We start from the raw sequence: 12,743 nt of genomic DNA on the forward strand, positions 1-12,743 counted from the left end.
CGCACGATCGTAGGGTGAGAGACGTGAGACCTGTATCTGGATCAGGCCGTTTGGTGCTGGCGGCTACTCCGCTCGGCGACGTCCGGGACGCGTCACCGCGCCTGGTCGAGGCGCTGGGCACGGCCGAGGTGATCGCGGCGGAGGACACCAGACGGCTGCGGTCGCTCGCTTCGGCCCTGGACGTCACGCCCGCGGGGCGGGTGGTCAGCTTCTACGACCAGGTCGAGACGGCCCGGCTGCCCGGCCTGCTGGAGGCGCTGCGGGACGGGCGGACGGTGCTGCTGGTGACCGACGCCGGCATGCCGAGCGTGTCCGACCCCGGCTACCGGCTGGTGGCGGCGTGCGTGGAGGAGGACATCCGGGTCACGTGCCTGCCCGGCCCGTCCGCCGTGACGACCGCGCTGGCCGTGTCGGGCCTGCCGTCGGACCGCTTCTGCTTCGACGGCTTCCCCCCGCGCAAGCAGGGCGAACGCCGGCGGTGGTTCGGCGGGCTGCTCGACGAGTCGCGGACCTGCGTCTTCTTCGAGTCGCCGCACCGGCTGGCGGACACCCTGGCCGACGCCGCGCACGTGCTCGGCGCGGACCGCCGCGCCGCCGTGTGCCGGGAGCTGACGAAGACGTACGAGGAGGTCAAGCGGGGTGGGCTCGGCGAGCTGGCCGAGTGGGCGGCCGAGGGCGTGCGCGGGGAGATCACCGTCGTGCTGGCGCCCGCCGAGGCCCGCGAGGCCCCGCCGATGGAGGCGCTGGTGGCCGAGGTGCGGCAGCGCGTGGCCGACGGCGAGCGGATGAAGACGGCGGCGGCGGAGGTCGCGGAGGCGGCGGGGGTGAGCAAGAAGGCCCTGTACGACGCCGCGATCAGCCAGGGGTGAGACGGGCGGGCCGCCGTCAGCCGACCGGGCGACCTTCCCCACCCGGCCCCTCGTGGACTGCCCCTCCCGGCAAAACCCGCTGGAAGCGGCTCCGTAGGCTTGGCCCATGAGTGCCTCCGTGCTGACCGCGGTGGCGTGGCCCTACGCCAACGGCCCCCGCCACATCGGTCACGTCTCCGGTTTCGGTGTCCCCTCCGACGTGTTCTCCCGCTACATGCGCATGTCGGGCAACCGGGTGCTGATGGTCTCCGGCTCGGACGAGCACGGCACACCCATCTCGGTGCAGGCCGAGAAGGAGGGCCTGTCCACCCACGAGCTCGTGGACAAGTACCACCGGGTGATCGCGAACGACCTGCAGGGCCTCGGCCTGTCCTACGACCTGTTCACCCGGACCACCACCGGCAACCACCGCAAGGTGGTCCAGGAGCTGTTCCTGGCCCTCTGGCGCAACGGCTACGTCATCCCGAAGACGGAGATGGGCGCGATCAGCCCCTCCACCGGCCGCACCCTGCCCGACCGCTACATCGAGGGCACCTGCCCGATCTGCGGCTACGACGGCGCCCGCGGCGACCAGTGCGACAACTGCGGCAACCAGCTCGACCCCGTCGACCTGAAGAACCCGCGCTCGCGCATCAACGGCGAGACGCCGAAGTTCGTCGAGACCGAGCACCTGTTCCTCGACCTCCCGCAGTTCATCGACGCGCTCGGCGGCTGGCTCCAGACCCGCACCGAGTGGCGCCCGAACGTGCTCAAGTTCAGCCAGAACCTCATCAGCGACCTGCGCCCGCGCGCCATCACCCGCGACCTGGACTGGGGCATCCCCATCCCGCTCGACGGCTGGCGCGAGCAGCCGATGAAGCGCTTCTACGTGTGGTTCGACGCGGTGATCGGCTACCTCAGCGCGTCCGTCGAGTGGGCCCGCCGCAGCGGTGACGACGACGCCTGGAAGGAGTTCTGGACCGGCGACGCCCAGAGCTACTACTTCATGGGCAAGGACAACATCGTCTTCCACTCGCTGATCTGGCCCTCCCTGCTGCTCGGGCAGAACGGCCAGGGCGCGAAGGGCGGCGAGCCCGGCTCGTTCGGCGCGCTGAACCTGCCCACCGAGGTGGTCAGCTCCGAGTTCCTGACCATGAGCGGCTCGAAGTTCTCCACCTCCCGCGGCACGGTGATCTACGTCACCGACTTCCTGAAGGAGTTCGGGCCGGACGCGCTGCGCTACTTCATCTCCGTCGCCGGCCCCGAGAACCAGGACACCGACTTCACCTGGGAGGAGTTCGTCCGCCGGACGAACTTCGAGCTGGCCAACGAGTGGGGCAACCTGGTCAACCGGTCCATCTCGATGGCGCACAAGAACGTGGGCGCGATCCCGCGGCCGACCAGCCCCACCCAGGCCGACCACGAGCTGCTGGAGCTGTCCCGCAAGGCGTTCGACGTGGTGGGCGGGAACCTGCGCCGCTCCCGGTTCAAGCAGGCCTCCGCCGAGGCGATGAAGGTGGTCGGCGCGGCCAACCGCTACCTGTCCGACCAGGAGCCGTGGAAGCTCAAGGACGACCCGGAGCGCCGCGACACCGTGCTGCACACCGCGTTGCAGGTCGTGCAGGACGCCAACGCCCTGCTGACGCCGTTCCTGCCGCACTCGGCGCAGAAGGTGCACGAGGCGCTGGGCGGCACGGGCGTGTGGGCGGCCCAGCCGGAGCTGACCGACGTGGCGGACCTGGACGTGCCCGACCGCGAGTACCCGGTTTTGACCGGCGACTACGCGGCCGAGCAGGCGACCTGGTCGTCCACCCCGATCGAGGTGGGCAGGCCGCTGGCCAAGCCCGCGCCGCTGTTCGCGAAGCTCGACCCGGAGCTGGGCGAGACCGGCCCCGAGTGGGCCCCGATCGCGAAGTGACGAAGCGACGGGGCGAACGACCACCGGTCCCGGAGGCGCTGCCGGCGCCGGTGGTCGACGCCCACACCCACCTCGACGCGTGCGGCGCGCGGACGCCCGACCAGGTCCGCGAGGTCCTCGACCGGGCCGCCCTGGCGGGCGTGGACCGCGTGGTCACCGTCGCCGACGACCTCGACGCCGCGCGCTGGGCCGCCGAGGCCGCCACCTGGGACGACCGGGTGTTCGCCGCCGTCGCCCTGCACCCCACGCGCACGTCGACCTTCGGCGAGGCCGAGCAGGCCGAGCTGGCCCGGCTCGCCGAGGGGCCCCGGGTCGTCGCGATCGGCGAGACCGGCCTGGACTACTACTGGGACTACGCGCCGAAGGCCGCCCAGCACGAGGCCTTCCGGTGGCACATCGACCTGGCCAAGCGGGTCGGCAAGCCGTTGATGATCCACGACCGGGACGCGCACGACGACATCCTCGCGGTGCTCGACGCCGAGGGCGCGCCGGCCACCGTGGTCTTCCACTGCTTCTCCGGCGACCTCGCGTTCGCGCGCGCGTGCGTGGAGCGCGGGTTCGTGCTCTCGTTCGCGGGCACGACGACGTTCCGCAACGCCCACGCGCTGCGGGAAGCCGCGCGGTGGGTGCCGGAGGACCACGTGCTCGTCGAGACGGACGCGCCGTTCCTCACGCCCCACCCGTACCGAGGTCGCCCGAACGAGCCGTATTGCGCGAACTACACGCTCCGGGATCTGGCGACGCTGCGTGAGGCCGACCTGGGTGAGTTGGCCACGAAGATCACTCGAAACGCCGAACGCGTCTTCGGTCTTCGTGACGCGGTGAAGTCGTAATCCTCCTTACGACGAATGGCGGACAGACTTGCTCCCCTGACGGAGTGACTGAACTCACAAGGGTTGTCGGGGTGTTGGCACAACCCCCGCGGACCCGTTACGGTCCCGTGACCGTGCCCCGAGTCGTGATTCGGGGCGCACCCGCAGTCGGGGCGGGTCACGTTGACACCAGAAGCGAGAAGCCGAACACGCGCGGGAGTTGCCGGAGATCACCAGCTGACCACCGACACCGAACCGTGCGCGTAGCCGGACTTCGCGCCTTCAGGAGGTATGGCACCCCGTGAACTCGTTCAACGAGGACACCGACTGGTTTACGCCCGTGCAGCCGACACCCGCGACCGGTGTCGACGTCCTGGACAGACCCGGGCCGCCGTCCGAGTGGGACACCGCGGTGTTCACCATCACCCCGGACGACGTGCTGGAAGTGCTGGGACCGGACGCCGACGAGCTGCTCGCAGGGGCGAACGTCGACGTCGACGAGCTGATCCGGCTCATCAACGCCGAGACCACGCTCCTGCCGCCGATCATCATCCCCGACGAGGTCTCCCAGGACCGGGTCGCGGGCAGCCTGGCCGCCGAGCGGCCGAGCGCCCCGCCCGCCGCGCTGGTCGAAGCCGCGGGGAAGTGGAAGCGCCGCTTCCTGAAGGCCGCCGTCCTCACCGTGCTGGTCACCATCTCCGGCGGCGGCGCCACCGCGATCGCGATGGACAAGTCCGTCACGGTCGACGTCGACGGCGAGGCCACCACCGTCCGCACGTACGAGTCGACCGTCGGCGAGATCCTCGCCGACGAGGGCATCGTGATCGGCGAGCACGACGCGCTGAGCCCGTCACCCCAGGCGAAGGTCAGCGACGGCGGGAAGATCTCGCTGGACCGCGGCCGGCTGGTGAAGATGACGGTCGACGGCGAGCAGCGCGAGGGCTGGGTCCGCTCGGTCACCGTGGACGAGGCGCTGGACCAGCTGCAGGTCGCCGACGAGGGCGCGTGGCTCTCCCACGACCGCGGCATGGCCGTCCCCCTCGACGGCCTCTCGCTCGAGGTCAAGAGCCTCAAGACGGTCACCCTCTACGACGGCGGCAACGAGCCCCGGCAGATCCGCACGACCGCCGTGACCGTCGAGGAGCTGCTGAAGGGCGAGAACCTGTCGCTCGGCCCCGACGACAAGCTCGAGACCGCGTTCGACCTGCGCGTCACCAACGGCGCCGAGGTCCACATCACGCGCACCGGCGTGTCGGTGATCAACGCGACGGAGGCCGTCCAGCCGCCCGTCGAGGAGGTCAAGGACGACGCCATGATGAAGGGCCAGAAAGAGGTCCTGGACCCGGGCGAGGCCGGCGAGCAGATCGTCACCTACCGCGTCACGGTGAAGAACGGCGCCGAGGTGGGCCGCGAGAAGCTGGGCGCGAAGGTCACCAAGGAGCCGAAGCCGAAGAAGGTCAAGGTCGGCACCAAGCTCCCGCCCGACGGCGCGGTCTGGGACCAGTTGGCGCAGTGCGAGGCCACCGGCAACTGGGCCATCAACACCGGCAACGGCTACTACGGCGGCCTGCAGTTCAACAAGGGCACCTGGGACGCCTACGGCGGCGCCCAGTACGCCGCCTACCCGCACCAGGCGACCCGCGAGCAGCAGATCGCCGTCGCCACCAAGCTCCGCGACGCGCGCGGCGGCTACTCGGCGTGGCCCCACTGCCAGTCGAAGCTCGGCCTGCCGTAACCCGGCGCCGCCCGCGACCGCGCGTCGTGGGCGATGAGCGGTGGTGGAGAATGGGTCGGGTGACTGAGGATTCGACGTCGGCAGGGCACGGGAGTCACCTCCTGGGCCCGGCCGACGTCCGCCGGCTGGCCGCCGAGCTGGACATCCGCCCCACGAAGAAGCTGGGGCAGAACTTCGTGCACGACCCGAACACGGTGCGGCGCATCGTGTCGGCGGCCGACCTGCGCCCGGACGACGTGGTGCTCGAGGTGGGCCCCGGCCTGGGCTCGCTGACGCTGGCGTTGCTGCCCTCCTGTCGCGCGCTGGTGGCCGTGGAGATCGACGGCGTGCTGGCCGACCGCCTGCCGGTCACCGTGGCGGAGCGGGCGCCCGGGCTGGCCGAGCGGCTGTCCGTCGTGCACGCCGACGCGATGCGCGTGACCCCGGAGCAGCTCCCGGTCGCGCCGACCGCCCTGGTGGCGAACCTGCCGTACAACGTGGCCGTGCCCGTGGTGCTGCACCTGCTGGCCGTGCTGCCGTCGTTGCGCACGGGCCTGGTGATGGTGCAGTCCGAGGTGGCCGACCGGATGGCCGCCGGTCCCGGCAGCAAGGTCTACGGCGTGCCCAGCGTGAAGCTCGCCTGGTACGCCGACGCCCGCCGGGCCGGTCCCGTGCCGCGCTCGGTGTTCTGGCCCGTGCCCAACGTCGACTCGGCGCTGGTCGCGTTCGACCGGCACGAGCCGCTGTCCACTGTGGACCCGAAGCGGCTGTTCTCGTTGGTGGACGCGGCCTTCGCGCAACGCCGCAAGATGCTGCGCGGCGCGCTGTCCGGTTGGGCCGGCTCCGCCGCCGAGGCCCAGCGGATGCTCGTCGAGGCGGGCGTCGACCCGGCGGTGCGCGGCGAACAACTGGCCGTCGGCGACTTCATCCGGATAGCCGAGGTCGCGTCCACTCGGTAGTCGTTGATCTTTCGGCCGAAAGTGTGATTTGCCGGACGATCCTGTTTCAGGCTTGCGTCAGCCGGTCCCGGTCGGGTCTACTCGTGGTGCCATCCCGAGCGGCCGAGAGACCTGGCTCCACGACGCCGCAGCAACCACCCCTCCACGGGGGCAGGTGCTTCCGCCAGGAACGATGGAGGATCACGTGCCCAGGATGCGAATGCTCACCCGCCGGCGGGTCGTCGACCACGGCCGCCGGACCTCCTCGGCCTGTCGCAGCCGCTGAACAGCCGAAAGCGCCTCGAATTCCCGCGTCCTCCATCCAGGACACCTTTCCGAGCTGAGCCGTCGGTCGCGCGCGCCAAGGGCGCGCGCCGCCGCATGCCGTCGTGGAGCGAAACGTGATCACTGTCGAGAACCTCACCAAGACCTTCCCCGGGAGTACCGGGCAGGTTCGCGCGCTGGACGGCGTGAACCTGGACGTCGCCGCGGGCACCGTCCTCGGCGTCGTCGGCCCCAGCGGGGCGGGCAAGTCCACCCTGGCCCGGTGCGTCGCGCTCCTGGAGCGCCCCGACAGCGGCGCGATCCGCGTCGACGGCACCGACCTCGTCTCGCTCGACGGCACCGCGCTGCGCGCCGCCCGCCGGCAGATCGGCGTGGTGCCGCAGGGCGACTCCCTGTTGCGCCAGCGCACCGCCGCGGGCAACGTCGCGCTGCCGCTGGAAGCCGCGGGCGTCGCCGGGCCCCAGCGCCGCACCCGCGTCGCCGAGCTCCTCGACCTCGTCGGCCTCACCGACAAGGCCGGCTCGTACCCCGACCAGCTCTCCGGCGGGCAGCGCCAGCGCATCGCGGTCGCCCGGGCGCTCGCCGCGTCGCCGTCCGTGCTGCTGGCCGACGAGCCGACGTCCGCGCTCGACCCCGACACCACCGGCTCCGTGCTCGCCGTGCTCGACCGGGCGCGCGCCGAGCTCGGCGTGACGGTCCTCGTGGTCACGCACGACATGGGCGTGGTCCGGAAGATCTGCGACGACGTCGCGGTGCTGGAGGACGGCCGCGTGGTGGAGCACGGCAAGGTGCTCGACCTGGTGTCGGACGCCGCGAGCCGCACGGCCGCGTCGCTGCTGCCCGCCGTGGACCAGAACCCGGCCCTGGAAGGCTCGTTCGACCGGGTCGCGGACGTCGTGCTGATCGGCTTCGCCGCCGTGGGCGCGCTGCTGCCCGAGGCCACCAGCCGGTTCGGCGTGGAGCTGAACCTGCTCGGCGGCGGCCTCACCAGGCTCGGCGAGACCCCGGTGGCGCGGTTCCGCGTCGGCCTGAAGGGCGAGCGCGCCGACTCGGCGCTGGAGTGGATCTCCGAAGCGGGCGGCTCGGTGCGCCGGACCCTCTCGGGTCCCCAGGGAGTAGCTGCGTGAGGTCCGCAACACCCTGGTCCATCGTGTTCGACGACGTGCTGGTCGCCACCGGCGAGACGTTGTACATGGTGGTCGTCTCCACCCTGATCGCCGTTGCGCTCGGAGCGCCCGTCGGCGTCTGGCTTCAGCTCACCGCACCCGGTGGGCTGAAGCCCCGGCCGGTGCTGCACAAGGTGCTCGGGTTCGTCGTGGACCTGGGCCGCTCCATGCCGTTCCTGGTCCTGCTGGTGGTGCTGACGTCGCTGACGAGGCTGCTGCTAGGCAGCACCATCGGGCCGACCGCGGCCATCGTGCCGCTCGCCGTGGGCGCGATCCCGTTCGTCGGCAGGCTGGTCCAGAACGTGCTGGCCGAGGTGCACGTGTCGGTGGTCGAGGCCGCCGTCACCACCGGGTCGTCCACGCTGCGGATCGTGCGCAGCGTGCTGCTCCGCGAGTCGTTGCCCGCCCTGGTCAACGCCATCGGCGTGACCGCGATCGCCCTGCTGGGCTACTCGGCGATGGCCGGCGTGGTCGGCGGCGGCGGGCTCGGCGACCTCGCCGTGCGCATGGGCTACCAGCGGTTCAACGACCGCTACCTGTGGAGCACGGTCGTCGTGCTGGCCGTCATCGCCACCGCGATCCAGTTCACCACCAACCGCGTGGCCCGCGGCGTCGACCGCCGCCGCACCGCGTCCGTCTGATCGCCTTCCTCCTCACCTAAGGAACGACATGCGTATTCGTGCTGCCCTGCTGGCCGTGCTGCTGACCGCGGTGGGCTGCGGTAGTGGCGACACCGGCGCCGCGTCCGACCCCGACGCGCCGCTCAAGGTGGGCGTGAGCCCCGTGCCGCACGCGCAGGTGCTCCAGTACGTCGCGGACAACCTCGCCGCGGCCAAGGGGCTCGAGATCGAGGTCGTCGAGTTCACCGACTACGTGCAGCCGAACACGGCGCTCGTCGACGGGTCGCTGGACGCGAACTACTTCCAGACCGTGCCGTACCTGGACACGTTCAAGGCGGAGAGCGGCGCGACGCTGGAGTGGATCGGGCCGGTGCACCTCGAACCGCTCGGCGTGTACTCGAAGAAGCACAAGTCGCTGGCCGACCTGCCCTCCGGCGCGCGCGTGGCGGTGGCCAACGACGCGACGAACGAGGCACGCGGCCTCCAGTTGTTGCAGGCCAACGGCCTGATCAAGCTGGCGCCGGGCAAGGAGAAGACGGCGACTGTCCGGGACGTCGCGGAGAACCCGCGCGGGCTGGAGTTCGTCGAGCTGGAGGCCGCGCAGCTGCCCCGGTCGCTGGACGACACGGACGCGTCGGTGATCAACGGCAACTACGCCATCGACGCCGGCCTGAAGCCCGCGTCCGACGCGTTGGCGCTGGAGGAGGCCGAGGGCAACCCGAACGCGAACGGCCTGGTCACCCGGTCGGAGCTGAAGGACGACCCGCGGATCAAGGACCTGCTGGCCCTGCTGCAGTCGCAGGAGGTCAAGGACTACATCAAGACCACCTTCTCCGGCTCCGTCCTCCCCGTCTGACCCGCGAGTCCTACCCCCAGAACGCGAGAGTCCTACGTTCGGAACACCCGAGTTGAACACTCAGGCGTCCGGAGACGGCCGGTCGGGCCTTGAAGGGCGAACGCTTGCGCAGGGGTCCTCGCCCAGGGGGCCCCTGCTCTTGTCCGGCTGCCCGCAGACCGCCCCGGACTGCTGACGCGACTGTTCGCGAAGCCGGATCTCACACCCGTCCGGCGCAACCGGACCTCGCACCTGGGCGTACCGCCGCTGCCATCCGCCCACCGGTCGGCACCGACCGTGCCGCCGGCGTGCCGCCCGAACTCCGAACGCTTCGCAGGGGTCCTCGCCAAGGGGACCCCTGCTTTTATTCTGCCCGACGGGCACGACGTGGGAAATGACTCGGGGCCCGCCTGTGGATAACTGGGAAAGGCCTGGTCGGAGGTGTCTTTCGTCGCAGGTCGGCGATCGGTGGGAGCGGGCGACCCGGAAACGCCCGTACGCTTCATGGCGTGCTCGCTGTCGTCCCGCCCCCGGTCACCGTCCGCGTCCCGGCCAAGGTCAACCTGCACCTGGCCGTAGGCGACTCCCGCGCGGACGGGTACCACGACCTGGTGACGATCTTCCAGGCCTTGTCGCTGACCGACGAGGTGACCGTCGCCATCGCCGACGACCCCGGTGTCGAGGTGCACGGCGAGGGCGCCGACTCGGTGCCCACCGGCGCGTCCAACCTGGCGTGGCGGGCGGTGCGGGAGCTGGCCCAGCACGTCGGCCGCGACCCGGACGACCCGAAGGTCCGCATCGTCATCCGCAAGTCCATCCCGGTCGCCGGCGGCATGGCGGGCGGCAGCGCGGACGCGGCGGCGACGCTCGTCGGCCTGGCCTCGCTGTGGCGGCTGGAGATCAGCCGGGACGAGCTGGCCGGCGTCGCGGGCAAGATCGGCGCGGACGTCCCGTTCGCCATCTACGGCGGCACGGCCCTCGGCACCGACCGCGGCGACCGGATCGTGCCCGTGCTGTCCCGCCACACGTTCCACTGGGTGCTGGCGTTCGACCGGCGCGGCCTGTCCACGCCCGAGGTGTTCGACGAGCTGGACCGGCTGCGCGCGGACGGCGACCCGCCCCGCGTCGGCGAGGCGGAAGCCGTCCTCGAAGGCCTGTCCTCCGGCGACCCGCGCCAGCTCGCGCTCCTCCTCGGCAACGACCTGCAAGCCGCCGCCGTGTCCCTGCGCCCCAACCTGCGTCGCACGCTGCGCGCGGGCGTCAACGCGGGCGCGTTGGCCGGAATGGTCTCCGGGTCGGGCCCGACCTGCGCGTTCCTCTGCACGGACGGCGACTCGGCGGTGCGCGTGGCGGCCGAGCTGGCGGGCGCGGGCGTCTGCCGGACGGTGCGCGTGGCGCAAGGCCCGGTGCACGGCGCACGCGTCATCGGCACCGAAGAAGCACCCCGGCCGATCCCGCCCGAAGTGCACGCGTGACCTGCCCGCCGGTCTGCTCCGCCGACAGGTCGCAGCCGGCCACCTGACCGGCGGCGACGCCCTGAGCTGTGACGTCGGCCTCCCCGGCTCGGTGGTGGCCGGTGCGCCGAGCCCGGCCGGAAGGTCGTCACCGGCGCGATAGCTAGGCTGGCGTACTGCGTTGTCACCCCGTTCTCGATGAAGGTGCTGGTACATGGCCAACTTGGTCAACTTGGAGAACGTCTCCAAGTCGTTCGGCGTGCGTCCGCTGCTCGACGGCGTGTCCCTCGGCGTCGGCGAAGGCGACCGGATCGGGGTCGTCGGTCTCAACGGCGGCGGCAAGACGACGCTGCTGGAGGTGCTGGCGGGGCTCGCCGAACCGGACGAGGGCCGCGTCAGCCAGAACCGCGGCCTGCGCATGGCCGTGGTCACGCAGCGCACCGAGCTGGCCGAGGGGTCGACGGTGCGCAACGCCGTGATCGACCCGCTCGGCTTCGACTCCGAGCACGAGTGGGCCTCCGACGCGCGGGTGCGGTCGATCCTCGACGGGCTCGGCATCACCGGTTTCGGGCTGGACTCGCCGGTCGGCACGATGTCCGGCGGCGAGCGGCGGCGGGTGGCGCTGGCGGCGGCGCTCGTGCAGGACCTGGACCTGGTCGTGCTGGACGAGCCGACCAACCACCTGGACGTCGAGGGTGTGCGGTGGCTGGCGGAGCACCTGCTGGCCCGGCGCACGGCACTCGTCGTGGTGACACACGACCGGTGGTTCCTGGACACGGTGTGCAGCCGCACGTGGGAGGTCGTCGGCGGTCGCGTCGAGCAGTACGAGGGCGGCTACGCGGACTGGATCTTCGCCCGCGCCGAACGCGGCCGGCTCGCCGACACGCTGGAGGAGAAGCGCCGCAACCTGGCCCGCAAGGAGCTGGCGTGGCTGCGGCGAGGCGCGCCGGCCCGCACGTCCAAGCCCCGCTACCGCATCGACGCCGCCGAGGCGTTGATCTCCGACGTGCCGCCGCCGCGCGACACGGTGGAGCTGGTGGCGTTCGCGAAGCGCCGGCTCGGGCGCACGGTGCTGGAGCTGGAGGACGCGACGCTGACCGTGCCCGACCGGGTGCTGGTGCGCGACCTGACGTGGCGGATCGGGCCCGGTGACCGGGTCGGGATCGTCGGCGTGAACGGGTCGGGCAAGACGACGTTGCTGCGGGCGCTCGCCGGTGAGCGCGAGCTGGAAACCGGCAAGCGCGTGCAGGGGCAGACGGTGAAGCTCGCGCACCTGAGCCAGGAGCTGCACGACCTGGACGGGTCGATGCGGGTGCTGGAAGCCGTGGAGGAGATCGCGCGACGGGTGGTGCTGGGCAAGCAGGAGATGTCGGCGTCGCAGCTGGCCGAGCGGTTCGGGTTCTCGTCGCAGAAGCAGTGGACGCCGGTGGGCGACCTGTCCGGCGGCGAGCGGCGGCGGTTGCAGCTGTGCCGGTTGCTGATGGCCGAGCCGAACGTGCTGCTGCTCGACGAGCCGACCAACGACCTGGACATCGACACGTTGCAGCAGCTCGAGGACCTGCTCGACTCGTGGCCGGGCACGCTGGTGGTGATCTCGCACGACCGCTACCTGGTGGAACGGGTGTGCGACCAGGTGGTGGCGCTGTTCGGCGACGGTGGGCTGACCGACCTGCCGGGCGGGATCGAGGAGTACCTGCGGCGGCGGGACAAGCAGAAGGAAATCGCCGCCGTGCCGAGCGCGAAGCCCGCGACGTCCACCCCGTCGTCGGCGGCGGACCAGCGCGCGGCGCGCAAGGAGCTGTCCCGCCTGGAACGGCGACTGGAGACGTTGCAGAAGAAGGAAGTCAAGCTGCACGCGGCGCTGGCCGAGGCGGCCACCGACCCGGAACGCCTGCTGGCCCTGGACGCCGAGCTGAAGGCCGTGATGGCGGAGGCCGAGGACGTCGAGACCCAGTGGCTGGCCGCCGCCGAATCCGCCGAATCCTGACCCTCCGCGAGAGTCCTACCTTCACCGCGCGAGAGTCGTACCTCCACGCCGCGTGAGTCCAACGTCGACGGTTCGAGAGTCCAACGTCGACGGTTCGAGAGTCCAACATTCAGAGCACCTGAGTTCAACACTCGGCAGACCGGGCGGTCGGTCCGAGCGTTGAACT

10 protein-coding genes and 1 riboswitch are annotated in these 12,743 nt (G+C 71.6%); all 10 genes read left to right on the forward strand.

What is annotated here, in order from left to right:
• Positions 1-23 precede the first annotated feature (23 nt).
• A complete protein-coding gene (gene rsmI / locus IOD16_RS00465; protein WP_201438468.1) occupies positions 24-869 on the forward strand; it encodes a 16S rRNA (cytidine(1402)-2'-O)-methyltransferase in 846 nt (281 codons plus the stop codon).
• Between the two features lie 106 nt (positions 870-975).
• Positions 976-2,766, forward strand: a complete 1,791-nt coding sequence (gene metG / locus IOD16_RS00470; protein ID WP_201438469.1) for a methionine--tRNA ligase — start codon at positions 976-978, stop codon at positions 2,764-2,766.
• The gene (locus IOD16_RS00475; protein ID WP_201438470.1) at positions 2,763-3,599 is read left to right on the forward strand and encodes a TatD family hydrolase; all 837 of its coding nucleotides are present in this window, start codon (positions 2,763-2,765) and stop codon (positions 3,597-3,599) included. The genes metG and IOD16_RS00475 overlap by 4 nt, the downstream gene beginning before the upstream one ends.
• A gap of 280 nt (positions 3,600-3,879) precedes the next feature.
• Entirely contained in the window at positions 3,880-5,313 is a 1,434-nt protein-coding gene (locus IOD16_RS00480; protein ID WP_201438471.1) for a resuscitation-promoting factor, read from the forward strand.
• 59 nt (positions 5,314-5,372) lie between these two features.
• Positions 5,373-6,251: a 16S rRNA (adenine(1518)-N(6)/adenine(1519)-N(6))-dimethyltransferase RsmA gene (rsmA, locus tag IOD16_RS00485; protein WP_236594661.1), complete on the forward strand. Its 879-nt coding sequence runs from the start codon at positions 5,373-5,375 to the stop codon at positions 6,249-6,251.
• Positions 6,252-6,337: 86 nt separating this feature from the next.
• Positions 6,338-6,430, forward strand: a riboswitch (SAM riboswitch).
• A 201-nt stretch (positions 6,431-6,631) separates the two neighbouring features.
• Positions 6,632-7,642 carry a methionine ABC transporter ATP-binding protein gene (locus IOD16_RS00490; RefSeq protein WP_123744188.1) on the forward strand — a complete coding sequence of 337 codons (1,011 nt, stop codon included), beginning with the start codon at positions 6,632-6,634 and terminating at the stop codon, positions 7,640-7,642.
• Positions 7,639-8,322: a methionine ABC transporter permease gene (locus IOD16_RS00495; RefSeq protein ID WP_201438473.1), complete on the forward strand. Its 684-nt coding sequence runs from the start codon at positions 7,639-7,641 to the stop codon at positions 8,320-8,322. Before IOD16_RS00490 ends, IOD16_RS00495 begins: the two co-directional genes overlap by 4 nt.
• Before the next feature lie 28 nt (positions 8,323-8,350).
• A complete protein-coding gene (locus tag IOD16_RS00500) occupies positions 8,351-9,157 on the forward strand; it encodes a MetQ/NlpA family ABC transporter substrate-binding protein (protein ID WP_201438474.1) in 807 nt (268 codons plus the stop codon).
• 488 nt (positions 9,158-9,645) lie between these two features.
• Positions 9,646-10,611 (forward strand): 4-(cytidine 5'-diphospho)-2-C-methyl-D-erythritol kinase, encoded by a 966-nt coding sequence (locus IOD16_RS00505; RefSeq protein ID WP_123744185.1) that lies wholly within the window; start codon positions 9,646-9,648, stop codon positions 10,609-10,611.
• Positions 10,612-10,804: 193 nt separating this feature from the next.
• Complete coding sequence (locus IOD16_RS00510; protein ID WP_201438475.1) at positions 10,805-12,577, forward strand: ABC-F family ATP-binding cassette domain-containing protein; 1,773 nt, start codon at positions 10,805-10,807, stop codon at positions 12,575-12,577.
• Positions 12,578-12,743: the final 166 nt, after the last annotated feature.

Source organism: Saccharothrix sp. 6-C (assembly GCF_016695385.1).
Taxonomy (GTDB): domain Bacteria; phylum Actinomycetota; class Actinomycetes; order Mycobacteriales; family Pseudonocardiaceae; genus Actinosynnema; species Actinosynnema texasense.